32 protein-coding genes are annotated in these 24,555 nt (G+C 28.8%); 26 read left to right on the forward strand and 6 right to left on the reverse strand.

All coding sequences use genetic code 11. The features are described 5' to 3' along the window. Window positions 1-38 precede the first annotated feature (38 nt). From Q3304_RS18695 to Q3304_RS18720, 6 genes are all read left to right on the forward strand, one after another. Entirely contained in the window at window positions 39-2,120 is a 2,082-nt protein-coding gene (locus Q3304_RS18695; RefSeq protein ID WP_407814799.1) for a phage tail spike protein, read from the forward strand. Between the two features lie 24 nt (window positions 2,121-2,144). Beyond that, window positions 2,145-2,396, forward strand: coding sequence for a hypothetical protein (locus Q3304_RS18700; protein ID WP_407814798.1), 252 nt, complete (start codon window positions 2,145-2,147; stop codon window positions 2,394-2,396). Window position 2,397: 1 nt separating this feature from the next. Next, entirely contained in the window at window positions 2,398-5,019 is a 2,622-nt protein-coding gene (locus Q3304_RS18705) for a hypothetical protein (RefSeq protein WP_407814797.1), read from the forward strand. A gap of 25 nt (window positions 5,020-5,044) precedes the next feature. Then, window positions 5,045-5,215, forward strand: coding sequence for a hypothetical protein (locus Q3304_RS18710; RefSeq protein ID WP_407814796.1), 171 nt, complete (start codon window positions 5,045-5,047; stop codon window positions 5,213-5,215). A 79-nt stretch (window positions 5,216-5,294) separates the two neighbouring features. Beyond that, window positions 5,295-5,558 carry a hypothetical protein gene (locus Q3304_RS18715; protein WP_407814795.1) on the forward strand — a complete coding sequence of 88 codons (264 nt, stop codon included), beginning with the start codon at window positions 5,295-5,297 and terminating at the stop codon, window positions 5,556-5,558. Next, complete coding sequence (locus Q3304_RS18720; protein ID WP_407814794.1) at window positions 5,559-6,365, forward strand: N-acetylmuramoyl-L-alanine amidase; 807 nt, start codon at window positions 5,559-5,561, stop codon at window positions 6,363-6,365. Between the two features lie 223 nt (window positions 6,366-6,588). On the opposite strand, the gene Q3304_RS18725 is transcribed toward Q3304_RS18720, so the two are convergent. The 4 genes from Q3304_RS18725 to Q3304_RS18740 all read right to left on the reverse strand — a co-directional run bounded on the left by Q3304_RS18725 (window position 6,589) and on the right by Q3304_RS18740 (window position 8,658). Beyond that, entirely contained in the window at window positions 6,589-6,948 is a 360-nt protein-coding gene (locus Q3304_RS18725) for a hypothetical protein (protein WP_407814793.1), read from the reverse strand. Between the two features lies 1 nt (window position 6,949). Further along, window positions 6,950-7,768: a ParA family protein gene (locus Q3304_RS18730; RefSeq protein ID WP_407814792.1), complete on the reverse strand. Its 819-nt coding sequence runs from the start codon at window positions 7,766-7,768 to the stop codon at window positions 6,950-6,952. Between the two features lie 337 nt (window positions 7,769-8,105). Next, window positions 8,106-8,285: an AbrB/MazE/SpoVT family DNA-binding domain-containing protein gene (locus Q3304_RS18735; RefSeq protein WP_407814791.1), complete on the reverse strand. Its 180-nt coding sequence runs from the start codon at window positions 8,283-8,285 to the stop codon at window positions 8,106-8,108. Window positions 8,286-8,529: 244 nt separating this feature from the next. Beyond that, window positions 8,530-8,658, reverse strand: coding sequence for a hypothetical protein (locus tag Q3304_RS18740; protein ID WP_255643638.1), 129 nt, complete (start codon window positions 8,656-8,658; stop codon window positions 8,530-8,532). Between the two features lie 351 nt (window positions 8,659-9,009). Between Q3304_RS18740 and iscB the strand changes: the two genes are divergently transcribed. Both iscB and tnpA read left to right on the forward strand, forming a co-directional pair. Beyond that, window positions 9,010-10,362, forward strand: a complete 1,353-nt coding sequence (gene iscB / locus Q3304_RS18745) for an RNA-guided endonuclease IscB (protein ID WP_407814790.1) — start codon at window positions 9,010-9,012, stop codon at window positions 10,360-10,362. After that, window positions 10,349-10,750, forward strand: coding sequence for an IS200/IS605 family transposase (gene tnpA, locus Q3304_RS18750; RefSeq protein WP_407814789.1), 402 nt, complete (start codon window positions 10,349-10,351; stop codon window positions 10,748-10,750). Before iscB ends, tnpA begins: the two co-directional genes overlap by 14 nt. 334 nt (window positions 10,751-11,084) lie before the next feature. On the opposite strand, the gene Q3304_RS18755 is transcribed toward tnpA, so the two are convergent. Next, window positions 11,085-11,243 carry a type I toxin-antitoxin system toxin gene (locus Q3304_RS18755; RefSeq protein WP_407814788.1) on the reverse strand — a complete coding sequence of 53 codons (159 nt, stop codon included), beginning with the start codon at window positions 11,241-11,243 and terminating at the stop codon, window positions 11,085-11,087. Between the two features lie 197 nt (window positions 11,244-11,440). Between Q3304_RS18755 and Q3304_RS18760 the strand changes: the two genes are divergently transcribed. Both Q3304_RS18760 and Q3304_RS18765 read left to right on the forward strand, forming a co-directional pair. Then, on the forward strand, window positions 11,441-12,031 hold the full coding sequence (locus tag Q3304_RS18760) for a GIY-YIG nuclease family protein (protein WP_407814787.1): 591 nt from the start codon (window positions 11,441-11,443) through the stop codon (window positions 12,029-12,031). 345 nt (window positions 12,032-12,376) lie between these two features. Next, a complete protein-coding gene (locus tag Q3304_RS18765) occupies window positions 12,377-14,545 on the forward strand; it encodes a DEAD/DEAH box helicase (RefSeq protein WP_407814786.1) in 2,169 nt (722 codons plus the stop codon). A gap of 398 nt (window positions 14,546-14,943) precedes the next feature. Here the strand turns inward: Q3304_RS18765 and Q3304_RS18770 are convergent, their stop codons facing one another. After that, entirely contained in the window at window positions 14,944-15,318 is a 375-nt protein-coding gene (locus Q3304_RS18770) for a helix-turn-helix transcriptional regulator (protein ID WP_231300227.1), read from the reverse strand. A 175-nt stretch (window positions 15,319-15,493) separates the two neighbouring features. Between Q3304_RS18770 and Q3304_RS18775 the strand changes: the two genes are divergently transcribed. The 16 genes from Q3304_RS18775 to Q3304_RS18850 form a co-directional block, all read left to right on the forward strand. Continuing rightward, window positions 15,494-15,676, forward strand: a complete 183-nt coding sequence (locus Q3304_RS18775) for a hypothetical protein (RefSeq protein ID WP_021382292.1) — start codon at window positions 15,494-15,496, stop codon at window positions 15,674-15,676. Between the two features lie 101 nt (window positions 15,677-15,777). Then, complete coding sequence (locus tag Q3304_RS18780; protein ID WP_407814785.1) at window positions 15,778-16,173, forward strand: hypothetical protein; 396 nt, start codon at window positions 15,778-15,780, stop codon at window positions 16,171-16,173. Window positions 16,174-16,299: 126 nt separating this feature from the next. Beyond that, window positions 16,300-16,446 (forward strand): hypothetical protein, encoded by a 147-nt coding sequence (locus Q3304_RS18785; protein ID WP_407814784.1) that lies wholly within the window; start codon window positions 16,300-16,302, stop codon window positions 16,444-16,446. Beyond that, window positions 16,443-16,778: a hypothetical protein gene (locus Q3304_RS18790; RefSeq protein WP_407814783.1), complete on the forward strand. Its 336-nt coding sequence runs from the start codon at window positions 16,443-16,445 to the stop codon at window positions 16,776-16,778. The genes Q3304_RS18785 and Q3304_RS18790 overlap by 4 nt, the downstream gene beginning before the upstream one ends. Before the next feature lie 18 nt (window positions 16,779-16,796). After that, the gene (locus tag Q3304_RS18795; protein ID WP_407814782.1) at window positions 16,797-16,970 is read left to right on the forward strand and encodes a DUF3797 domain-containing protein; all 174 of its coding nucleotides are present in this window, start codon (window positions 16,797-16,799) and stop codon (window positions 16,968-16,970) included. Window positions 16,971-17,081: 111 nt separating this feature from the next. Beyond that, a complete protein-coding gene (locus tag Q3304_RS18800) occupies window positions 17,082-17,498 on the forward strand; it encodes a single-stranded DNA-binding protein (RefSeq protein ID WP_407814781.1) in 417 nt (138 codons plus the stop codon). A gap of 15 nt (window positions 17,499-17,513) precedes the next feature. After that, entirely contained in the window at window positions 17,514-17,906 is a 393-nt protein-coding gene (locus Q3304_RS18805) for a hypothetical protein (RefSeq protein ID WP_407814780.1), read from the forward strand. Between the two features lie 13 nt (window positions 17,907-17,919). After that, window positions 17,920-18,255 carry a hypothetical protein gene (locus tag Q3304_RS18810; RefSeq protein WP_407814779.1) on the forward strand — a complete coding sequence of 112 codons (336 nt, stop codon included), beginning with the start codon at window positions 17,920-17,922 and terminating at the stop codon, window positions 18,253-18,255. Window positions 18,256-18,279: 24 nt separating this feature from the next. Next, window positions 18,280-18,462, forward strand: coding sequence for a hypothetical protein (locus Q3304_RS18815; protein WP_407814778.1), 183 nt, complete (start codon window positions 18,280-18,282; stop codon window positions 18,460-18,462). Between the two features lie 16 nt (window positions 18,463-18,478). Further along, window positions 18,479-18,619 carry a hypothetical protein gene (locus Q3304_RS18820; RefSeq protein WP_407814777.1) on the forward strand — a complete coding sequence of 47 codons (141 nt, stop codon included), beginning with the start codon at window positions 18,479-18,481 and terminating at the stop codon, window positions 18,617-18,619. Between the two features lie 41 nt (window positions 18,620-18,660). After that, a complete protein-coding gene (locus Q3304_RS18825) occupies window positions 18,661-19,581 on the forward strand; it encodes a phosphoadenosine phosphosulfate reductase family protein (protein ID WP_407815458.1) in 921 nt (306 codons plus the stop codon). Between the two features lie 10 nt (window positions 19,582-19,591). Further along, window positions 19,592-20,032, forward strand: a complete 441-nt coding sequence (locus Q3304_RS18830) for a sigma factor-like helix-turn-helix DNA-binding protein (RefSeq protein WP_407814775.1) — start codon at window positions 19,592-19,594, stop codon at window positions 20,030-20,032. 160 nt (window positions 20,033-20,192) lie between these two features. Then, a complete protein-coding gene (locus Q3304_RS18835; RefSeq protein ID WP_407815459.1) occupies window positions 20,193-20,837 on the forward strand; it encodes a tyrosine-type recombinase/integrase in 645 nt (214 codons plus the stop codon). Between the two features lie 635 nt (window positions 20,838-21,472). Then, entirely contained in the window at window positions 21,473-22,180 is a 708-nt protein-coding gene (terS, locus tag Q3304_RS18840; RefSeq protein WP_407814816.1) for a phage terminase small subunit, read from the forward strand. Next, window positions 22,167-23,489: a PBSX family phage terminase large subunit gene (locus Q3304_RS18845; protein WP_407814815.1), complete on the forward strand. Its 1,323-nt coding sequence runs from the start codon at window positions 22,167-22,169 to the stop codon at window positions 23,487-23,489. Before terS ends, Q3304_RS18845 begins: the two co-directional genes overlap by 14 nt. Next, on the forward strand, window positions 23,490-24,555 hold a 1,066-nt coding region (locus Q3304_RS18850), incomplete at its 3' end, for a phage capsid protein (protein ID WP_407815460.1).

Consider the following 24,555-nt stretch of genomic DNA (forward strand, 5'->3'; position numbering starts at 1 on the left):
TAGTTTGAAGAGGAGGAATTATTATTCAAAAAGGAAAATTGGTTTTATATGAAGAAAAAGAAGTGGATTTTAAACATAATGGGCTGGGAGTATTGACAAATATCATAAATGACCATGTTAGAGAAGAGGATAATGGAGTTTTCGAGTTAGAATTTACAATATATGAAAACTCTTTTTTATTTAAAGAAATAAAATTAGATAGATTAATTAAAGCTGATGCTTCACCCGATTACAGGGGGCAATTATTTAGAATTTATTACATTTCAAAAAATTTAGGTGGATATATTAATGTAAAAGCACAACATATTAAGTACGATTTACTTAATAATTTCATAGAAAGCTTGGAATTGAACGATATTACTTGCGAGGAAGCTTTAGAAAGAGCGTTTCGCTCATGTGAGGAAATAAATCGTTTTAGAGGGAATTCAGACATCAAGGCAAGGAATAGTATTAATATATCAATGCAAAGCCCTTACAACGCAATCTGCGAGGGCGAAAATTCTCTAATTCAAGTTTTTGAACCATCTGCAAAACTTTTCTTTGATAATTACGATGTTTTCTTAAATTATCAGAGAGGCGAGAGCAAAAATGTACTACTTGCATACAAAAAAAATATAACAGGGCTTGAAGCTGAATATGATACACAAGATATTGTAACTAAAATATATCCTTATGCAACCTACGAGGATGAATTAATCACACTATCAGAAAAATATATTACTAGCACAAGACTAAACGAATATGCTACACAAAAAATAGTTGCAATAGATTTTAGTTCTGATGAAGTAAGCGTCGAAGAAGAATTAAGAGAAAAATGCAAAGACTATTTTAAGTATAATCAAGTTGACTTACCGAAAGTTTTATATAAAGTCAACTTTGTAGACTTGTCAACAACAGTAAATTACAAAGATTATAAGATGTTAGAAACAGTCAATATGGGCGATGAAGTAATAATAAGAGATTTTAATTTAAATATTAATGCTACAGCTAGAGTAGTCAAAACAGACTATAGCCCAATTCAGCAAAAATATTATTCTATCGAAGTTGGAGACTTAATAAATCACTTAGACTTTTTAAATAAAAAATTTACAAACATAGAAAATAAAATAGAAACAGTAAAAAAAGCTATTGATAATGTAAAAGTAGACGATTCAGAGTTCCCCGACACTTTGCCGGATACACCAATTTTAACAGCAGAAGGGTTATTCGCTTTTATCAATTTGACATGGACATTTACAAATAAGTCTTATTATAAATATGAAGTTTATGCTTCTCAAATTAAAGACTTTGCACCCGACACGGTCAATTTCACTAACAGAATTTTTGTAGGGCAGGCTAGTGCATATGTCCATCAAGCTGAACCTTTTCAAACGTGGTATTTTAGAGTAAGAGCAGTAAATTCGCATGGAAATGTTACAGAATTTTCTAGTCAAGCGGAAGCTCAAACGACAAAAATTGATGATGGAACTATGTGGATAGAAAAAGGGGCAATATCGGACGCACTGATTGGAGAACTGAAATTAGATAGAGGTTGGTTTGGACAACTAAAAGGAATGTATATAAATGCTAGGGAAATGGTAGTTGTAAATGATAACGGAGTTAAAACAATGGAAATTGACAGTTTTGGAGATATTCATTTTAACCCAAACACTTTTAAAATTATTTTTAATAGTGTAAGTCCTTACGTTTCTATCGATGATGAAGGGTTAAAACTTATAAGCAAAAATGGGTTTACACGTATGACAGATTCGGGACTATATACAAAATTTTACACTGATTTAGATTTAACAGAGTCATATTATTTGCAAGAAAGTGGATTCGTTTTTTTTGATTATGAAACTGATTCAAAAATTATAATTGATTTACCTCAAAAATTCGCTGGAAAAAGTTTCAAAGCAACATGTTCAATTAGTTCGGCGTTTACCCAAGGGGAGTGCTTAGGTAGTTTCACTGTGTCAACAAAAACAATAGAAAGCAATACAAACCCACGACTAGAATTAAATGCGAGAATAAGTGGATACAGTTATTCCCTGTCAGGAAGTCAGATGATAGGCTATTATCTAAGTATGAGTCACTTTTCAAAAGGTTTTATCACTGTTCAATACTACGTTTATGCTTAAAATTAAATAAAAAAGGAGAGAAAAATGGTTACTATTTTTTATAGCAAAATAACAGGAGAAATATATAATTATATAAAATCAGAGAAGGAGCAGGACTATAATTGTTTTGCAGAGAGAGAGGAAGATTATAGGAAAATACTAGATAAAATTGTTATTGAAGATATTCCAAACAATTTAAATCCTAAAGATTATACGATTAAAAATAGAAAATTCGTATTAAAAAAGGAAAAAATAATAGAAGAATTTACTCCAATCATAATACAGAAAGAAGGTTAAAATGAGAGATAAAATTTATTCATTAGATATTAATAAGAAAATGTATCAAAAACCTATCTTTAAACAGAATGATAATAATATACCTTTTAATATCAGATTAATTGAAAATGGGCTTGACTTAGATTTAAGAGAGTACACTATAGTAGAATTTTTTTTAACACCTGGTAGGGAAGTTTTTCAAAAGAATTGTATAGTTGAAAACTCTATTGTAAAAACCCTTTTAACTTCAAATGTATTAAAAAATGTAGGAATAGTAAAGTGCGAAATAGTTCTATATAAAAATGATGAAATACAAAGCACTTTGCCAATAGAATTTGAAGTTGTAAAAAGCATAGACAGGAGTTCAATATCAATAGACGAGCCAATGTGGGAAATTATAAAAGATATTTTAGAAATACCAATTGCAGAAAAAGGAAGAGTTGAGGCAGAAGAAAAAAGAGAGGAAAGCGAGCTAAAAAGGCAACAGTCTATAAAAGATTTAGAAACTAATATAAATGATAAAGTTAATAGTAAATTTGTAGAAGTTGACAATACTTTAGAAGAAAAAACAGATACTTTTAATGTAGAAATTAAAAACAATATAGATGCTAAGTTTACAGAAATAAATACTTCATTAACAGACAAAATGCAAGTATTTAAAGAAGAAATAGATACACTAAAAAAAGAAACACCTCAGCAAGAATTGATTGACGCAAGAATTGCAATAGATAATGAAATAAAAGAAAATTTAAACGAGCGTTTAATACACGACTTTTCTCAAAAAGCAAATGTGGCACATAAACATAATGCAAGCGATATAGAAGGATTAACAATCGTTGCCAATGCGGAAGATATAAATTACACAAATATAAAAAATGAAGAAATTGCAAACTCAAAACAAGCTTTAGATGTATTATTTACAGATACAGAAACTAGTAAAAAAAGTATTTTAGATATAGAAAATTTAGTTGAAGCTGAAAATATAAAGTGTTCTACTGATACAGGAGAATATACTATAGAAAATAGTCGAAAAGGTTATACAACTAATCTCGATATGCAAGGGAAGACGCTAGTTAATTTATGGGGTAATAATATCTCAGATTTTTCTTTATGGAAAACAACCTTTTCAGATAATAAAATAAATGTAGCGACGGAAAATGGAATAATGTATCACAACTTTTTTACAACTAATTGCGCTATGTATAAACCTAATACTTTATATACAATAATAGTTTATGTATATAAAAACACATTACCAAGTGCAGGCAACATTCATATTCACACCGCTGGAGAGGAAAAAAGTGTATTTGGAACGAGCGTTGAAAATTGCAAAATTCAAGGAGGAGAGGTCGGAACATTTAAATTCAAACTTACAACAATAAATAATATATCAGACTGCAATATAGTTTTAAGAAGTATTGCTGTTAATGATGCATCTATAGCAGGACATGAAGTAAGCTTAAATATGACTATACTAGAAGGTGATTACACTAACACTAATATAGAATATTTTAAAGGATTACAAAGTGTTGGTCAAAATAAGAATATAGAACTTTTAACATTTAGGAATGGTGAAGTTAATTTATTTGATAAAAATGGAAATTTTAAAGATAATTATATTTTACAATATTCAAATGGCGAAGAAATTGTTTCAGGAACTAACAATCATAAATACACACTTGACTATATAGATGTAGAATCAAACATAGAATATACTTTTTATAGTTGTAGTAGAAATATATGCTGGTATGATGAAAATAAAACCTTTATACCTGCATCATTAAATGAAAGAATAATAGGAGATAAAGATATTTTTTATGTTGCTAGAAGCCCTAAGGATGCAAAGTATCTAAGAGTTACTATAATAAAAGATTTGCATAAAAATGCTAATAAAACAATTATAACTAAAGGAAATAAATATGATAAAAAGACAATTCCATATATATTAAGAAGCTTACCGAATGGAATAAGAGATGAAATAGTTTATAAAAATAATAAATACTACTTAATAAAAAGATGTGAAGAAGTAGTTCTTGATGGCGATAATTTTAATCCACAAACAAGAGCAGACCAAAACAACAATACTGTACTTTATGTTAGAACTGACCCTATTCCTGATGCTAAGCCTCTTGAAGGAGTATTGAGTAGAATTAATACTATATGTTGTGATAGATTTAAAAGTGTAAATACAACTTGGGGGAATGAAATTACTACAGAAGGTATAATTATAGACCAAAGCAAAACAATTTCTTTTAGAATTTTAAGAAGTAAATTAGAAACACAAGACATTGAAGGAGTTAAAAAATGGATGAAATCTAATCCAATAAAAGTTGTTTATGAATTAGAAATAGCACAAGAAATTGAGCTTGGAACATTAAATTTAGAACAATATGATAATCAAACTAGATTTATTTGTGATGCTGGGTCTATAACTTCAAATATTAGTTTTGAAAGTACGCAAAATTTAGGTAGTCATATAGAAGTTATTAGAGATAATATAAAAAATATTAATAGTATACAGTCTAAGAATGTAATTATAGATTTATCACTTTTAATAGAAAATCAAAAGCAACAAGATAGCTTATTAGTAGATAATGCTTATAGAATTGCTTTGTTAGAACTTAACACAAATACTGAGTTATAAAATATAAAAAAATGGAGGTAAAAACATGTATAACATTTTAAAAAGAATGATTGAACAAAAGAATTTTAATACTAAAGAGGAGTTGCAAATTAAATTAGATGTATTCTATCTAATGAATAGAATACAAGAAAGCGAATATATAGAATTAACAAATTTATTCAATAAAGAAGAAATACCAGTAGAACCAGCATTATAGAAGGTTCTTTTTTTATAAGCTTATATAACTTATAAGCTTTGTTTTGACATAAAACAATACAAAAATTGGAGGGAATAAAATGGAAGAACTAATAACTCAATTGAGTGGGCTAGGAGCGGTAGGGATATTATGTGCTTTACTATTTAAAAACACTATGCAAGAGAAAAAAGAGGATAGAGAGATGTATAAAAAGACAGTAGAAAATTTTATAGAATTATCTACACAGCAACAAGAGATAAATAAAAATATATTAGTCGAAATGGGAGCAATGAAAACAGATGTAGAAGAAATAAAAATAGATGTAACAGACATAAAAGACATGTTACAGAAAGAAGGTGCTTAAATGAGAATAGCAATAACAGCAGGGCATACACTAACAGGAAAAGGAACAGGAGCAGTCGGTTATATAAATGAAGGAAAAGAAAATAGAATACTTGTAGATTTGATTGTTAAATGGCTTAAAAAGGGTGGTGCGACTGTTTATGCTGGCAAGGTAGATAAATCTAATAACTACCTTGCAGAACAATGCAAGATAGCTAATAAACAAGACATAGACTTAGCAGTACAAATTCATTTCAATGCAAATAATACAACACTAAATCCCATGGGTACAGAGACTATATATAAAACTAATAATGGGAAAGTATATGCTGAAAGAGTTAACGATAAATTAGCGACAGTATTTAAAAATAGAGGGGCTAAATCAGATGTAAGAGGGCTTTACTGGCTTAGCCATACAAAAGCACCAGCAATATTGATAGAAGTATGTTTCGTAGACAGCAAAGCTGATACAGACTATTATATTAGACATAAAGATATAGTTGCTAAATTGATAGCAGAAGGCATTTTAAATAAGACTATAGATAATAAAGAGAATAGCGAGGGGAAAATCATGTATAAACACACAATAGTTTATGATGGAGAGGTTGATATAATACCAGCTATCATAATGGGATGGGGATATGTAAAAGAAAAATGTTTGATATGTGATATAAAAGATTATATACCAGGTCAGACAGAAAATTTATATATAGTAGGAGCAGGAGCGTGCAACAAAATAAAATCTATAACTACAGAAAGATTTACAGAAATAAAAGGAAATGATAGGTTTGAAACTACTAAAAAAGCATTAGAATTTATAAAGAAATAAAAAAGAGGGTAGCAACTAATTTACTAGTTGCTACCCTCTTTTTTTATATCTACATTTCCATATTCTCTTTCAAGTGCTGTCTTTTTAAATACCCATGTAGTGCCGAATTTTTTGCAATCTGTACCAACCACAAATTTTTTATTTTTTAATTAATAATTATTAATAGATTATTTTTAAATTTATATAGAATTATTTTATTAATTTTATATAAATTATTATAAAATTATTTTTCTATTTTTCTACCTCTTCCTTTCTTTCTTTTATCATAGGACTTTGCTAGTTTTTCAATATCTTCATTACCCTCTAAATCAGCCCTAGTTGCATCTATAACAGGTTTTAAAACATCTAGCACTAACTTATTAATAGTAGTTTTTTTAATCTGCGCAACTGCTTTTAAAACGTTTATATCATCACTTTCAAAGTATATAGATACAGACTCTTTTTTTACTTCTTCATTTTCTTTTACTTCAAGTAAAGAAGTAACTATACTATTAGAATTTTTTTTAAATGTATCTTGTATTCTTTTTTCTGTAATATCTCTATAATCAATTTTATTTTCATTTTCTTCTAAATCAAATTTCATCCTACAATACTCCCCTTTCAAAAAGTTCATTCACAAAGTTTTTGAATTCTTCTCTTACTTTATGTGCTTTTTTAATTTTCTTACAATATTCCTCTATATCTGTTTTATTTAAAATTGCATTTTTAACAATCGTTCCTTCGCTTATTCGCGTCTTCAATAAAACTTTTTTTATGTTATCATATTTTTCTAGCTGATTATTAAACTCGTCTCCTGTAGAAAGTTTTCTACTTGTATATCTATTTACAACTATAGCTTTTTTTACATTATTATCTATCTCTAGTTTTTCTAAGTCCTCTTTAAACTTAGTATAGAAAAGATTGCATCCTCGAATAGATGCTATGTCTTGGTATTCAAGAGGAGTAATAATACTATCTGAAATTAATAAGAAATTACGTGTAACAACATCGTATGAAGGAGATAAATCTATTAAAATATAATCATATTTTCCAAGTGTTTCTATATTTTTAGCAAACCATCTATAAACCGCTTTTTCTCTATTTGTTTCAGTAACTAACAATTCCCCTAGCACACAACATTCAAGCTTACTTCCAATTAAATCGACATTAGGAAATTCTTCAAGAGGTGCTTTTATTATAATATCATCTGCTTTTGTTTTATATGCTAATGCTTCAAACATTGTATTTCCTTCAAACAATGTATCGTGTATAAATTGTGTAGTATTCGCTTGAAAATCTGCATCTATTATAAGTATTTTTTTATCCATTTTGGATAAATACATAGCTGTCAAAATCGTTAAAGTTGTTTTGCCTACTCCACCTTTTACGTTAAAAATAGAAATCGTATTAAGACTTGTACTCAACTAAATTACCCCCTTTTATTTTCATGTAACATTATTATATCATATATTCCGATTATTTTCGGATATTTAATAATTTATTTTAAATTCAATATTAATCCTTAAAAAATTAATTAATTATTCTTATATTAATTTATATATAATCTTATATTATTTTATTTTTAAATTTATTCATAATTTTATATAATTCATAATTTTAATTCCTATAAAATTAATATTATATTCTTATTTAGATTATTATAGAAATAGTTATTTATTTTTACAATAATCTAATATTAATCTTTTATAATTTCAAAAAAGAAGGCTAAGAAAATTTTAACCCTCTTTTTTAGAGAAAAAGTTATTTATTCTTAGCCTTTTTAATTATTATTTCCTCGCCTCTTAAAGTCACTTCAACGCTTCTGTCGTTTTCAGTTACGCCTATTTCTCGAATAAGCGTAATAGGCAGGCTTAGTTTAGTACTCATAGAGCCACAGCCAGACTTATTAAAAATCACATTTAAAACCCTTGTTTCTTTCAAACTACCACTCACCTTTTTTACGTTGCCAATAAAAAAATATTAATAGTAAAAAACTTATAAGTAAGCCAACGATATTACTTAAACTAAAATTCTTTACTAAAAGAATTACATCTAAAAGTATAGTAAAGATAATTAAAGCAACGCATATTTTATACACTTTTTTACTCATACATTTCAAGAAAATGTGTTATAATTTAAGAAAGAAGTACTAAGAAGGAAGTGCAATTCCTTCTTAGCTTAAACCTTACAAGTCTTTTAGCAGTTTGATAAGTCTATCTATTAAACTTACTAAAATACTCAAAATAGAGAGGATGATTTTAACTTTGCCAAGTCTTTTCTCTCTATTTTTTTGTCTTCTTTCTAGTCTGCTCATTTTCTTGTTGTCACCTCCTTCCTATAATAATATTATACCATAACGTAACGTTATTTACTATAGTTTTTCCCTATTTTTTTAGAAAAATTTGGTATATTGAAATGATGTCAACTGCCAGCTACCCTAAAGGGTAGTGGCTTGTAAAAAGCTAGTTGAATAGCCTAAGTTTACACTACGTTATGTAAGAATATATAGGTACTTCAGGATACTTCTCTAGTCCTGAACTCTACGGTATATCATTAAACATCACTGATGGCAGGTGAAGTGTGGTATATTCAAAACCTTTCATAACATTGGCGAAGAGAGTCTACCACCATAAGGTGAGGTTAAATTATCTGAAAGGATTATACTATGGTATATGTAATTAATTTTGAAGGAAAACCATTAATGCCTACTACTAATGCAAAGGCTAGAAAATTATTAAACCAAAAGAAAGCTACTGTTAAAAGAGCTAACCCATTTACTATACAGTTGTTGTATAAGACAGATACTGAATATATTCAAACTATAACATTGGGAATAGATAGTGGATATTTAAATATAGGCTTTTCAGCTATAACAGATAGTAAAGAATTAATAGTTGGAGAAGTAAAATTGCTTCAAGGTATAAAAGATAGATTATTAGAAAAAAGTCAGTATAGAAAAATTAGGAGACAAAGATTAAGATATAGAAAACCTAGATGGAACAATAGAAAAATAAGACAAGGATGGTTAGCACCAAGTTTACAACATAAGTTAGATACTCATGTTAAATTTATAGATTATCTTAATACTATATTGCCTATCAGAAATATAGTATTAGAGGTTGCTAATTTTGATATACAAAAAATCAAGAATCCTGATATATCTGGTGTAGAATATCAGCAGGGAGAACAAATGAGTTTCTGGAATGTTAGAGAATATGTACTTCATCGAGATGGACATATATGTCAAAATCCTAATTGTAAGAATAAGAGTAAAGAACAGATATTAGAAATTCATCATATTAAGTACAAGAGTGAGGGTGGTTCTGATGCTCCTAGTAATTTGATAACTTTATGCAATAAGTGTCATACATCTCCTAATCATAAAAAAGGGAAATTTCTATATGATTGGTGTGAAAATGGTAAAAAAGTTAGAGGTTTCAAAGATGCTACATTTATGTCAATGATAAGATGGTACTTATTGGAACAGTTGAAAGAAAAATATACTAACATTAAAGCAACTTATGGTTATTTGACTAAAAATCATAGAATTGAACATGGTATAGAAAAAAGTCATTTTAATGATGCTTTTGCTATAGCTAAAGGTGTTAATCAAGTTAGAAATTTAGAAATATTTAAAGTTGAACAGTCAAGATTAAATAATAGAAGTCTTGAAAAATTCTATGATGCTAAATATATAGATAATAGAACTGGTGAAAAAGTTTCTGCAAGTGAACTTAATTGTGGAAGAAGAACTAGAAATAAAAATTTAAATTCTGAAAATCTTAAGGTGTTTAGAGGTCAAAAAATATCTAAAGGTCAAAGAAGAATAAGGAAGAAAAAATCATTATATCAGCCTAATGACTTAATTAAATATGAGAGTAAAGTTTATACAGTTAAAGGTAGTCAAAATGAGGGAAAATACATAGCTTTAAAAGAAATCAAAAAAGTACCAAATGTAAAACTAATTAAGCCATATATCTTTAAGAAGGGATTAAATTGGAGTCATGGATTATGTTAGTAGAAATCATTCTAAGTGTTTGTTATTGGTACATCTGATATTTGTATGTAAATACAGAAAAAACTTGTTAATTAAATTCGGCGATGAAATTAAGCATATTCTTAGTGATATAGCAAAAGAAAAAGATTTAATCATGGTTGAAATGGAAGCTGATAAAAATCATGTGCATCTATTAGTTAAATACAGACCAACAGTTTCTATATTGGAGATAGTAAGATGGTTCAAGCAAATTTCAACTTATAGAATTTGGCGAATTAATAATAATCAATTATACCTTAACAAATATTTCTGGAAGGAGAAGACCTTTTGGTCAGATGGATATTTTGCTTGTAGTATAGGGAATGTTTCTAAGGAAACTATTGAAAGATATATACAGAATCAGGGATAGGCTTACATCCACTAACCTAAAGGTATAGTGGTTTTACGCCCTGACTTATAAAGGAGCAGTTATTTCCAATTCAGATTAAAAATTAATTATTTCGAACTACTCTTATTGGCGTCTGAGTAGTTTTTTACTTTATTATTTAAAATAAATTTTGATAAAAAATGAAAATGTGTCCACCAGTAGAAACTATCTTTTTTTATAAAAATATAAATCCTACTAGTGGACAGGATACTGGAAATGATATAAATTCGTATCTTTTTTAAGAAAATGTGATATAATAAAAGCAAGAGAACTATATTCTAGTCATAAGAGTAGAGTTTTCGTCTAAAGTAAAAAATTATCTAGACTTTTTGAACTTAATTTTTAGATTAAGTTCCCAACCACTCTTTGCTGGACACTTAGAGTGGTTTTTTACGTTTCTAAATAATTTACTAATTAGATAGAATATTAAACTAGCTATAACACCAGCTAATATGTTAAGTAAAAAATTATCCATACATACCACCTCCCCTCAATCGTTGGGAGGATAATCTTTCGTGTATAGACTCCACTCTTTTTTTGAATATAGATTGCTTCTCTTGCTAAAATTATTATAACATATATTTGCATATAAAAATTTATTTTCCACATGTCTAAAATCCATATTTTTTATGGTAAAATTTCTATAATAGACTACTTTAAGGAGGCTTTAAAATGAAAAATTGTGTTTATATGCTTGTAAAGGACATAACAGATGTTCTTTATGTTGGGAAAGCAAAGAACTTAAAAAATAGACTATATTGTCATTCTCATTTACCAAAAATATGTTATGAGGAAACAGAGAAAGTCATGTATTATTCTTTTAATACAGAAGGGGACATGGAACTGGCTGAAAGATATTTTATATCAAAATACAAACCAGTCTACAACGACAGACTCTTAAAAAAGGACATAAGTATAGAGATAGAAAATTTAGATAAGTTAAAATTTAAAGAATATAGACATTTTAAAAAGAAAAATATAAAAAATAGTTTTCTAAGAGATTTAGAACCATACGTAAAAAATAATTCTTATGAAATGAATACAACCGAATATGGCGAAAGATGCTACAGAGTTGGGCTTGATTTTATTGATGAACTATATGAATTATCAACAGAAGGCAAAATATATATAGAATATGAATGTTGTGAAGAAACAACAAAATTTGGGAAAAAATTTGATGTACCTAATTGGAGAATATATTCAACAGAAGAAGACGACGTTTACCTTTTACACATCTATTGTGAAGTAAGACCTAGATTTTAAAAAAGAAAATATAATTTATTTTTAAAAGAGTATATTTTTTTATAATTTAAATGTGCTATAATTATAATCATAATAAGCAGAAAAAACTTTTTTTTAATTGGTTTAAAATAATCTACAAAAAATAAAATGAGGAATACTCAACTGCCGTCAAACAAGTAGTATTCCTCGACCACGAGGCTAAGCCTCTTTTGAAGGATAAAATATCCTTATTTTCTTGTACTTATATTTATATTATAAGATAAAGTACAAGAAAACACAAGGTATTTAAGGTAATTTTAATAGTAAAATTATTACAAAAAATCAAGAAAGAGTATTAGCCTCCAGGTAAAAAATGGAGGGATAAAAGTGGAAAATGTTAATAAAAATAATATAGATAAATTATTTTTAGAAGAATGTAACGCTGAAAGAGCGGAATATGAAAAAGAAAATTATTCTAAATTTAATAGACATGAAACACATAAAATAAAAAAATATATAAATGAAAAACCAATAGGAATTAAAACAGCAATAGCGAATGCAATGAATGGTGGAAAAACTCTGTTTGTTGCGCCCACAGGAAGTGGCAAAAGTTTTTCATTTATAAATACATTAAAAAAATTAAAAACTAAAGCATTATTCATCTTGCCAAACTCGGCTAATGTAGAGCAGGCAATAAAAGAATATAAAATCCCAGGAGCTTTTGGAGATATGAGCGTTACAGATGCGTTGAAAAAGGGAAATCTAGTTGTAATGACATGGGACAAAAGTAAATGGTTAATAAATGAGGATTTGAATGATTACATAATTGTTGTAGATGAAATACATCAAACCTATACAGATACTTATAGAAATAAAGCCATAAAAAATCTAAATAATATAATTGAAAAATGCAAAGGAAGAATTGATATAACAGCAACACCAACTAAATTAGAGTTTAGCATTTATGATTATATAATTGAATACAAACAAACTCAAAAGACTAAATACGAAGTTAAGTTGTATAAAGATTTTGATATTAAAGATATGAGTCAAATAATTGATATTATAAATAAATCTAACAATAGTGCAATTCTTATGAATGACATAGAAAAACTTGAGTTTATAAAAGAATCAATAAACAAAAAAAGTGATATAGTTTATGCTGATGGGAAAAAGGAAAGTAAATTATATGACAGAATTATAAATTACTCAGATATGCAAAATTATGATGTCTTATTAAATACAACAACTATAGTAGCAGGAGTAAACATAAATAATTCAAATGTAACAGATATAATTATAGTTGGGATTAAAGATATTGGAACTATAAAACAATATGTTGCAAGGTTTAGAAACTTAGAAAAAGCAACAGTACACATATTTAACACCTATGAAGAAGAATGTAATATATACAAAATCGAATGGTTAGTGGATAAAAATATAGAGAAAGCGACTATCTTAAAAGAAGCATACAACAAAGCATCAAAAAGTGATTTAGAATTTGAAACGGTTGGAATAAGAGCTACACCGATTATGTTAGACTCAAACGTGTATTATGATACAGAAAACAAGTGTTACAAAGTCGATAAACTATATATAAAAAGTCAAGTCTATAACCACTATTACAAGACTAGAACAATACAAAGTTTTAAGTTTTTACTTAAAGAATATTTTAAAAAAATTAAAATAACTAAAATAGAAAATGTAGATATTGAGTCAAAAAATCAATTAAAGGAATATGAAAAAGTTTTAAAAGAAATTAAGCACGTTACAATAGAGACTTTAGAAGAATATAAAAATATTTTAGTTGGATATAATCAAATTAAAGGCGGTTCTAAGAATTTTGCGTTAATGCAGTATCATAACGATATGGGACTAACTACAGACGAGTGCTTGAAGGCTTATAGAGAATGTGACATACATAATTTAGTAAAGAAAAGCAAAAGTAATAGCATGCTAGAATTATATTCTAAATATGTTTTAGAGAACAAATTCAGTTTAGATTTGGCATGGAAATTAGCTAATATGGGAAATAGAAAGCGTGGAGCGGTATTTAGCAAAATAAATAACCTAATATATAGAGAATTAAGAGAAGAATATCCAGGACTTTTGAACGATGAACTCATTGAGGTGACTGTATTCAATTATATAGACAAATTATTTGGAAAAGGAATATCTTATACAGAATTACATTTACAAGAGTTAAGTAACGACCTAAAGTTAATTTTAGGGGAAAACTGGAATTTAACAACAAATAAATTAAGTGCTATATTGAATAGTATTTTTATAATAGAAAGTAAACAAATTCAAACCTGCACACCAGTAGGAAGTATCTTTTTTTATAAAAATATTAATCCTACTGGTGTGCAACAAGAGAAAAAAAGAGTTAGAATTTATAAAATTGAAAGATATATAACCATAAAAGATATAAAAAAAGAGCTTGTTTTAGATGAAAAGGACAAAAGTTTAGAAAACTCAATAAGACATAGAAAAAATAAGATGTTAAATTCTTTAGATGATACGGAAAAATTGGTGTTATTAGAAGGATTGGCATAAATAAAAATCGTAGGGTTGAAAATTTGACCTTACGATTTTTTAATGTGAGAAAATTCAAAATAAATTGAATTGGAATTATTTTCCACTAGTAAAATTTGCTAAAAGGTACTATTATTGTAGTGTAGATATATAATTACGACAAAAAATCGTACATGTGTTCTTGTGTAATCGAACAAAAAAGGGTATAATTAAAGTTGCAAGTTATTTTTTTTAAATTTTAAGAATGTATTATTCTAATAAAAAATAGGGGGATGGTTTTGTTGAAAGAGGAAATAAAAAGAATGATAGATTTAATTGGGGACAGAGAATTATTAGAAATTATTTATTTATATCTAAGAAAAAAAACTAAAAATAAATGAGTACATATAAAAAAGCTATCAAAATGAAGTGATAGCTTTTTATTCTTTAGAAAATACTTCTAAAATTTTTAAAATTGATTCAAGTTGCTCGTCTGTTAATTTGCTAAATTCCAATACCGCCTTGGCTAGTTTTTCATTTTCGTCTATTGCGCAAAAAGCCTCCGCTTTTACGGAGTTTCTATCCTCAGTATTATACATATCTCCTGCGCCAGTCCTTAGCCAATCCTCATTTACCTTAAAAAGTGAAATTATTAATTTTAAATCACTTTCCTTTATTTTTGTTCTTCCGCTTTCTAAATTGTAAATTTCATTTTTTGTCTTTCCTAGTTTTTCTCCAAGCTCTACTTGTTTTAATCCTTCTGATAGTCTTAATTTTCTTATTCGTATATTTATATCGTCCATTATTTCATTCATTCACAAAACTCCTTCCATAAATTGATTTTACATTAAAATGTTGTTTTAGTCAACGTAATTATACGTTTAAATGGTAAAATGAAGACTTAATAATTTCTAATATGGTATTGACAGTCTTCATATAACGTCTTATAATGTAAATATAAACGTTATGCGAAGACCAGGGGGTGAAGCTATGAATAGAGAGGAAATGATTTACAAAAGTGCAAAGATATATTTAAGTTTAAGCGAAAAAAAGCAAAAAGATATTGATTGCATAGTAAAGGCTAATAAGATTGGAAATATCGCTAATGAACGTATTTTAGACATAGATAAATTGAATGAAGCATTAGAAGAAATGAAAAAAATGATTTGTTAAAAAGTGTACTTGACGGCTACACTAAACCAATTAAAAAAGTAAAAAAATAAGGAGGTTTAAAAATGATAAAAGTTATTTTATGCAATACTATCGACGAGTACATGGAGTATGAAAGAGTCGAAGGTGCTAAGGATTGCTATTTAATAGATATGGCTATAAGTGATAATTGTACAGAGAAAGAGGCTGAGAAAGCATTAAATATACTTCAAAATAGTAAATTCAGAATTGTATCAGAAACGGAAAAACTGAACTGGATTTTTGGAGAGAATTTTATTTCAAAGGGACTAGAACAGGGCATCAAAGAAGGCTCAAAAATTAAACGCAAGATATGTTGTGAGAAATGCGGTGCAAGTGTAGAGAGTTCCGAGCAACTGACCTCGATGCCAACTCTAAGTGATTACAATAATACTCGAGATGTTTCAGACCAGCTAGGCACTTTAGATATATGCCCTAATTGCTTGGTTGAAATTACAAGTAGATGTAATACTGTTTTTTAGTTACAAAGAACAGAAACAAAAAGTAACAGTGTTAGCCGTTTAAATGCACTTTTAAAAAAGAAAACCAGTTAAGAATAGTATCTTAACACGTGAAAAAGGAGTTTTTATATGAAAAAAATATCTGAAATGAAATCTTGCGAGCTAGGGCAATACGTAGGTGATATTGCTATTAAAATAAGAGAAGAAAATCCGAATTTAAGTAATGCTGAATTGATAGAATTAGCTCTTAAGCAGGTAGTAAGTGAATCAATGGAGCAGGAGGCGGTAGAATGAAAATAGGCAAATACTTAATTATACCCCAGGAGCAGGCAGAGAAAAGAATTGAAGATTTGAAAGAGGAAATTAGGATAAGGGACGATAAAATAAGGTTGTGTAAGTGTATTATGGGTGACAACGAAGAGTTAATTCAAATTTTAGAAGAACAGTTGAAAGAATATAAAAGTGAATTAGGTGTGTATAACTTGTTTATAGATTGTATTTTTGACAATGAAATAAGAAGAGTTATTGCTATTTATAACAAGACTAAAAGTATTAGAATTAAGCAAAAAAGTGCTAATTCTTTAGCTGAAAAGATTAATACAATAAAAAGATTAATTTCCTTGTAGGAATAAGGAGCATTAAATATGAAAAGTAAAGATGTATTAAAATTGAGTGAAAAATATTGTTTTTGCCCTAAATGTGGTAGTGATAAACTTGGAAATAATGAAGGCGCGTTGATTGTAGAAGAACATATTTATCTTAGAAAGTGTAAATGTGGATTTGAAATAACAATTGATGATAGAAAGGATAAGATATGATAACTCTTGATGATTTAATAATTATAATTATGTTTGCATTTTGTAGCGGTTTTATATATGGACTTCGTGTCAATTTTAAAAGACGCAAGGAGTGCGGGAAGGGTGGTAAAAATGAATGATGTCGCACTAGTTGGAAGGTTAACAAAAGACCCCGAACTTAAATATATTCCAGGGTCGGGTACAGCGGTATCAACTTTTACAATCGCTATAGATAGAGATTATACCAAAAAAGATGGGACTAAAGAAACTGATTTTATACCTATAGAAGTGATGGGAAAATCTGCGGAGTATTGCGCTAATTATATATCTAAAGGTAATTTAGTATCTATAGTAGGGTCTATAAGGGTAGATAAGTACGAGACGCAAGAAGGCGAGAAAAAGACATTTACAAAGGTAAATACTAAAATTATAAGACAATTAACGACTAAAAATAAAACAGCTAGTGAGGAAAAAGAATATACCTTTGAACCGCAAGGTTTAGACCCGCAAGGCTTCCAGGCTATAGACGATGAGGATATACCTTTTTAGAAAGGAAGTGATTAAGTGGTTGGTTGCAATTGGAAGCAATATACAAGAAGTATCTTGGAGTCGAGAGGCTATTATATAGAAAATATGGCAAGCGAGTATTTGTATGACTTTATTGCAAATGGAAATATCAAGATAGGCGTAAAAGTGTCCAATCTTTATAAAAATGAAAAGACTGAATATCATTGTTTTGAGTTTGAGGAAGAATATCATAGTTGCGATATTTATATCCTTATTGCGCTTGATGAATTTGAAAGTGCTTTGAAAATATTAATAATACCATCCATTAATTTGATGGGTCAAAGACAGCTAATTATTAAAAGAAAAAGTAAATATGATAAGTTTGATTCAAGGTTTGAACTTATAAAGATATATGATAATTTCTATAATGACCTTGACTGCGTTATATAAAGAGGTGTTTTAAGTGCTTAAAGTAGAAAAAATTTTTAGTGGCTCGGTTAATTCTAATTTTATGGAAGATGATTTAACTTTTAAAAATTATTTGGCGCTGTATTGCTGTATAAAAGGTGTAAAATTAGGGAATGAAAAGAGAGTTATAGTTAGTTCGGATAAGGCATTCAGCGCGTTAAAAATTAAAAAAAGAGTTGAGGCAAAAAGCAAAAAAGTAAAACTTATAAATGTTGAAACTGGAGAAGCTAAAGTTATGTCAGAAGACAAAGCCTCGGATTTTTTAAGAATAAAAAAGAGTCTATTTATCAAGTATCTAGAAGGAATACACCAACTAGAAGCGGATGGTTAGTAGAATATTATAAGGAGTGATAATGTGGTAAAAGTTGAATTTGTTGTTACATACCAAAAAATAGATGAAAAAGAAAAATACAATATTTTAAAGAAAACTTTCGAAGATTTGAGGGATGCAATTCTTTTTAAGAAACAGAGTATTGATTCTGGAAAATATAAAAATGTAGATATAATTGGTAGGTCTATTATAGAGATATTGTTATAAATAAGAAGGTGAATAAATGACGCAAGTAAGGCGAATTTGTTACTGGTGTGGTAAGTTATTTTATATAGAATGTAAATCAAAGCAAAAATGTTGTTGTAAAAAATGTAGGACTAAATACAAAAAAGAAAAGCAGGGAGCAGAGAGACGTGGATATTAATTATTCTAAAGAAGAATTAAAAAAAATTGAAAGAAGGGTACTTGAAGCAAAAGCAATCATTGCCTCTTGAAGCAAAAATAATACTAACTAAAAAAAGAATTAGAGAATGGTATGACCATTACCAAGGTGATGTTTATGTTAGCTTTAGTGGTGGGAAAGATAGTACTGTTCTTTTAGATATTGCTAGGCAGGTATACAAAGAAATTCCAGCAGTTTTTTGCGACCCAGGACTAGAATATCCCGAGTTGAAAGAATTTGTAAAAACAAAAGAAAATGTGATAATTATAAGACCTAAAATGTCCTTTAAAGATGTTATAGAAAAATATGGTTATCCAGTCGTTAGCAAAGAACAAAGCCATTACATATCTAAAGTTAGAAACTCTAAAAGCGAAGCTTTAATAAATAAACATTTAAATGGAATTAATAAAGATGGTACTAATAGTCAGTTCGTCATTTCTAAAAAATGGCGCTATCTAGTTGATGCTCCTTTTAAAGTTTCAGACAAATGTTGCGAAGTTATGAAGAAACGACCTTTTGAAAAGTTTGAAAAAGAAACAGGATTAAAAGGCATTGTCGGGATTTTAACGGAAGAAAGTTCTATGAGAAAAAGGAAATATCTAAAAAATGGTTGTAATGCTTTTAATGAAAAAAGACCTCTCTCTGCTCCTCTTAGTTTTTGGACTGAGAAAGATATATTAGAATATATCTACATTAATAAGTTGCCTATTGCATCAATTTATGGAGAAGTTATAAAAGAAAGTGGTCTTGATTTTAAGGAAGAGTATAGAACTACTTTATGTAAGCGTACAGGGTGTATTTATTGCATGTTTGGGCTTTCGTATGACTTAGTACCTAATCGTTTTCAAATGTTAAAAGAAAGTCATCCTGTGTTACATAAGTATTGTATGGAAGAGTTAGGCATTAGGGATGTTTTAGAATATATGAATTTTGAAAGTGATTAAGGGGGTTTTTATGAATAAAGAAAGAATAGAAAAAACTGGTCGTTATTTAAATGATTTGGGAGATAGAAAGCGAAAAATTAATATCTTGAAAAAAGAGATTGCGATTTTAAAGGAAAATGAAAGATATAGCGAGGTTAATTTTAATGAGTTAGGATTTAAAGTAAAAACAAGCCCGAAGGGGCTAGATGAAATGATTGCCAATGCAGAGCAACAAATTCTCATGAAAGAAGCTGAAATAGAACATGTAGAAAAAAGAATAAAAATTGTGTATGCTTACTTAGAAGAATTACCCCAGGACGAAAGAAGGCTTATAGAATTGAAATATTTTTATGATAAATATGAAAAAATGTCAACAACAAGAATTGCTATGGAAATTAAGTGTTGTAGAGAACATGTTTATTATAAGCATAAAAAAGCACTTGAAAAGCTATCTAATATGTTGTCAATATAAAACTAACAAAGAGTTAACACAAATCTCACACCTTGTTCACTAATTTATTTTTTTTAAGGCTTATAATAGTATCATAGGAAAAAAAGATATATCCCCCCTTTAAAAAGGTCTAGCAAATAGTTGTTAGGCTTTTTTTATTTGGAAAATTGGAGGAATAAAGGTGACTAAAAAGGTTAAGCGCTGGGTAGATGCTAGCGAAGCTATTGAGGCATATGAAAAGAACATTGAAAAAATAATAAATGATAAGAGGAGGGCTGAAAAAGAAGCATTGAGAGTAGACCCAATTAAAAGCCAAAAAGATATAGATAAGGTTAAAAGGTATTTATATGAAAGAGATAAGCGGTATTACTTAATATTTGTTCTAGGCATAAATACAGGACTTAGAATAAGTGATATTGTTAAATTGAAAGTCAGTCAAGTATATAAGAGAACACATGTATACCTTAAAGAGCAAAAGACTAGTAAGACTAACAATACAAAAATCAATGCATCGGCAAGAGAGGCTATAAATGAATATTGTTGTAATTTAAGTAAAGATGATTATTTATTTATAAGTCAAAAAGGAGAGCATCTAAAAGAAAAAACAGCTTATAAGGTACTTAAGAAAGCATTTAAAAAATGCAGGCTAAGAGGAAACTTTGGTACTCATACACTTAGAAAGACATATGCTTGGCACATGAATAAGACAGAAGGTTTAGAAGTCGTACAATGGGCGCTAAACCATGCAAATCAAAGTGACACATTAGTATATTTAGGAATGAAACAAGAGGCTTTAGACAGGGCAGTTGATAGGTTAAACCTGTAACCTTTTTTTTTAATCCAAAAAGCGTAGTTTTCGGAAGTTCATAGCATTTTAAATTAGAAAATAAAAAGTAATGGCTGAAACTTAGCATTTCCAATAATTAAGATTGTATTTTAAAAATGCGTAAGTATAGGTAAAAGACGCATTTTTTTATTATGTCTAAAGTATTGATATAACTAGACTAGAACCCCAAAGGGTCTTGTTAGGGAAAAAGAGCATTAAAATTGTGGATATGAAGCTATTAAAATATGTATTGCAGGAGGATTAAAAAGTCTTATTAAGAAGCTTAAAAAATAAAGTGGAGAAACTGAGAGAAGAAAAGAAATAAAAAAAAATAAATGATAGGGTATAAAAAATGGTCTATCATTAAAAATTCAAACTTAATTACCTCTTTGTGATAAAGAAATTTGAATAGTTATAGTCAGGTTTATCAGTTTAAAATATCAATTAAAATATCGTACATGAGTTTGGTAAAAAGGCACAAAAATAGCATTTTTAGAGTATTTACTGACATACAACTGACAAATTGATGTTTATGTATTTCTGTATATGTTGGTATATAAGCATTATACGGTAAAATGGCATAAAATACTTAGTTTTATGCCACTATATACTGACTAAAACTAAGTGAAAAAGGAGTGGTTTTTATTGCAAGAAAAAGAAACCCAACAAGTGAAAAAGCTTTCGAAATTTATAAGGAGCATGATGGTAAAATAAGTGTAAAGGAAATAGCCAATATTTTAGATGTGGAAAGCAAGAAAGTGTCAATGTGGAAATATTCTCATAAGTGGGATAATTTATTAGGTATAAATAAAAAAGTAGGAGCGCCAAAAGGAAGCCAAAATGCAAAAGGCAACAAGGGCGGTAAAGCCCCACTGGGAAATCAAAATAATAGAAAAGATGGCAGATATTCAAAGTATTTTCCTGTTGAATATGTAGAACTATCTAAAGATATTGAAGATATAACAGGGCTTGAAATGTTATGGATACAGATAAAAACCTTATTTATTAATATAATAGCATCTCAAAAAAAAGTATATGTAAAGGATAATAAAGACCATACGAAGAAATTGAAAAAGACTTCTAAGGGTACTAAAGAATACGAAATACAATTCGCTTGGGATAAGCAATTAAATGTATTAAAAACCCTGTCTATAGCTGGTAATAGCCTTGCAAATTTAATTGAAAAATATGAAAGACTGGTACATCAAAACTGGGATATTGCGACAGATGAACAAAAGGCAAGAGTATCTCTATTAAAAGCCCAAACAAATAAAATAACTGGGAATGACTTAGAAATAGAGGATATAGAGGATATAGAGGCGGAGATATATGGCAGTAACTAAGAAAAAAACTATACTTTTCCAGTTTGGGGAAAAACATAAGGAATATATTAAAAAGTGTGCTAGCAATACATATAATATTGCCGAAGGTGCTGTAAGAGCAGGCAAGACTGTTGATAATATATTCGCCTTTGCGCATGAAATAAGAACATCTAAAGACAAAATATATTTAGCGACAGGGTCTACAAGTGCAAATGCAAAGTTGAATATTGGTGATGCGAATGGGTTTGGGCTTGAATATATTTTTCGTGGGCAATGTCACTGGGGCAAATTTAAAGGTAATGAATGTTTATATGTAAAAGGTATTTCAACTAAACATAAGCAAAAAATTGTTATATTTGCAGGTGGAGCAAAAGCGGATAGCTACGAGAAAATTCGTGGCAACTCTTATGGCATGTGGATAGCAACAGAGATAAATCTGCATCATGACAATACCATCAAAGAGGCTTTTAATAGAATTATAGCATCGACTAATCGTAAGATATTTTGGGATTTGAACCCCGACAATCCTAATGCTCCAATTTATAAAGAGTATATTGATAACTATATGAAAAAAGATAAAGAAGGAACTTTGCTAGGCGGATATAATTATCAACACTTCACTATACATGATAATATAACAGTTTCAGAAGAACGAAAACAGGCTATTATATCACAATATGATGTAAGCAGTATTTGGTACAAGAGAGATATATTAGGTCAAAGATGCGTAGCTGAGGGGCTTATATATGAATACTTTGCTAATAATAAAGAGCAGTTTAAAACTGAAACAGTTGACCCACTCATGGATGTTATCATTGGGGTAGATTTTGGGGGTAATAAATCTTATCATGCTTTTGTTGCAACTGGGATTACTTATAATTATAAAAAGGTAATAGCGCTTGCAAGTGAAAGACCTAGCGCAGATACCAGCCCCGACGAGCTTAATAATCTACTTATAAACTTTATAAGAAAAGTAATAAATCTATATGGTAAGGTTGACTATATTTATTGTGATAGTGCCGAACAGGTGCTAATACGAGGCATTAAAAATGCAGTAGAGAAGGCAGGATTAAATGCTAGTGTTAGAAATGCTTTGAAGAGCGCTATTAACGATAGAATAAGACTTACAGACTTATTAATTAGTCAAGGTAGATTTGAGTATACAAAATATAGCGAAACTCTTGTTAATGCTTTGTGTAGTGTCATGTGGGATAGCAAGGAAATTAACGAGGATGTGAGACTTGATGATGGTTCTAGTGATATAGACAGTTTAGATGCTTTTGAATATACAATAGAGAGATACTTAAAAAGGTTTATAAGGGGTGACTAAATGTTTGCAGGATTAAAAAATGCTATAAGGGGGGTGATTAACAAATTGTTTAATAAGAGTTCTATACAAAATGAATTGAAAATTGATATAGCTGTTAGTGATAAGATGTCAAGAGCTATTGACTTGTGGATGGCTATGTACAAAAATAAAGCCCCTTGGTTAAATGAAACAACTAAAAGTTTGAATTTATCAAGTGCAATATCAAGTGAAGTTGCCAGGCTTGTTACACTAGAGCTTGAAAGTGAAGTGGTTGGAAATGACTTTTTAAATGAACAATATCAAGATGTATTGAAAGATATAAGAAAGTATTGCGAGTATGCTTGTAGCGCTGGTGGATTAGTATTTAAGCCTTATGTAAGTGGAAATAAAATAGAAGTTGATTATGTCCAGGCAAGTAGTTTTTTTCCTGTTGAGTATAGTTCTACAGGTGATATTACATCCGCTATTTTTTCAGAGATAAAAGTAAAAGGGGATATTAAATATACTAGACTAGAGTATCATAATTGGACTCCTGCTTCTTATACTATTTCTAATTACGCATATAAAAGTAATACAGCTAGACTAATTGGGTATTCGAATGAATTGGGGAAAAGGATTAAGCTGAATGAGGTTTCTGAATGGGCAGACATTTCAGAGGAATTAACATTAGAGGGAGTTGAAAAGCCTTTGTTTTCATATTTTAAAATTCCACAAGCGAATAATGTTGAAAGTACATCCCCGTTGGGTTCTTCTATTTTTTCAAGAGCTGTTGACTTAATAAAAGAGGCAGATAAACAATATTCAAGGATTTTATGGGAGTATGAGGCTACAGAGGTAGCGATTGATGCAGATTCTAGCATGTTTAGAAGAAATTCAAGTGGAGAATATGAAGTTCCACAAGGTAGGAAACGACTGTACAGGATGCTGGAAATGGAAACTGGGGATAACAAATGGAATGTATTTTCCCCAGTCATAAGAGATTCAAGTCTTTTTGCTGGGCTTAATCAGCTATTGAGAAAGATAGAATTTAATTGTGGGCTGTCGTATGGAATTATATCAGATGCACAAGAGTCTGAGAAAACAGCAA

Origin of the sequence: Clostridioides sp. GD02377, from assembly GCF_045899875.1 — a bacterium.
GTDB classification, from domain to species: Bacteria; Bacillota; Clostridia; order Peptostreptococcales; family Peptostreptococcaceae; genus Clostridioides; species Clostridioides difficile_A.

Bases quoted from the DNA above. Each gene is read 5' to 3' on its own strand.
- Q3304_RS18795 (WP_407814782.1), top strand. From the start codon at position 16,797: ATGAAAAGTAAAGATGTATTAAAATTGAGTGAAAAATATTGTTTTTGC.
- iscB (WP_407814790.1), top strand. From the start codon at position 9,010: ATGGTATATGTAATTAATTTTGAAGGAAAACCATTAATGCCTACTACT.
- Q3304_RS18830 (WP_407814775.1), top strand. From the start codon at position 19,592: ATGAATAAAGAAAGAATAGAAAAAACTGGTCGTTATTTAAATGATTTG.
- Q3304_RS18820 (WP_407814777.1), top strand. From the start codon at position 18,479: ATGACGCAAGTAAGGCGAATTTGTTACTGGTGTGGTAAGTTATTTTAT.
- Q3304_RS18755 (WP_407814788.1), bottom strand. From the start codon at position 11,243: ATGGATAATTTTTTACTTAACATATTAGCTGGTGTTATAGCTAGTTTA.
- Q3304_RS18705 (WP_407814797.1), top strand. From the start codon at position 2,398: ATGAGAGATAAAATTTATTCATTAGATATTAATAAGAAAATGTATCAA.
- Q3304_RS18785 (WP_407814784.1), top strand. From the start codon at position 16,300: ATGAAATCTTGCGAGCTAGGGCAATACGTAGGTGATATTGCTATTAAA.
- Q3304_RS18700 (WP_407814798.1), top strand. From the start codon at position 2,145: ATGGTTACTATTTTTTATAGCAAAATAACAGGAGAAATATATAATTAT.
- Q3304_RS18790 (WP_407814783.1), top strand. From the start codon at position 16,443: ATGAAAATAGGCAAATACTTAATTATACCCCAGGAGCAGGCAGAGAAA.
- Q3304_RS18770 (WP_231300227.1), bottom strand. From the start codon at position 15,318: ATGAATGAAATAATGGACGATATAAATATACGAATAAGAAAATTAAGA.
- Q3304_RS18720 (WP_407814794.1), top strand. From the start codon at position 5,559: ATGAGAATAGCAATAACAGCAGGGCATACACTAACAGGAAAAGGAACA.
- Q3304_RS18710 (WP_407814796.1), top strand. From the start codon at position 5,045: ATGTATAACATTTTAAAAAGAATGATTGAACAAAAGAATTTTAATACT.
- Q3304_RS18800 (WP_407814781.1), top strand. From the start codon at position 17,082: ATGAATGATGTCGCACTAGTTGGAAGGTTAACAAAAGACCCCGAACTT.
- Q3304_RS18845 (WP_407814815.1), top strand. From the start codon at position 22,167: ATGGCAGTAACTAAGAAAAAAACTATACTTTTCCAGTTTGGGGAAAAA.
- Q3304_RS18725 (WP_407814793.1), bottom strand. From the start codon at position 6,948: ATGAAATTTGATTTAGAAGAAAATGAAAATAAAATTGATTATAGAGAT.
- Q3304_RS18715 (WP_407814795.1), top strand. From the start codon at position 5,295: ATGGAAGAACTAATAACTCAATTGAGTGGGCTAGGAGCGGTAGGGATA.
- Q3304_RS18780 (WP_407814785.1), top strand. From the start codon at position 15,778: ATGGAGTATGAAAGAGTCGAAGGTGCTAAGGATTGCTATTTAATAGAT.
- tnpA (WP_407814789.1), top strand. From the start codon at position 10,349: ATGGATTATGTTAGTAGAAATCATTCTAAGTGTTTGTTATTGGTACAT.
- Q3304_RS18775 (WP_021382292.1), top strand. From the start codon at position 15,494: ATGAATAGAGAGGAAATGATTTACAAAAGTGCAAAGATATATTTAAGT.
- Q3304_RS18740 (WP_255643638.1), bottom strand. From the start codon at position 8,658: ATGAGCAGACTAGAAAGAAGACAAAAAAATAGAGAGAAAAGACTTGGC.
- Q3304_RS18760 (WP_407814787.1), top strand. From the start codon at position 11,441: ATGAAAAATTGTGTTTATATGCTTGTAAAGGACATAACAGATGTTCTT.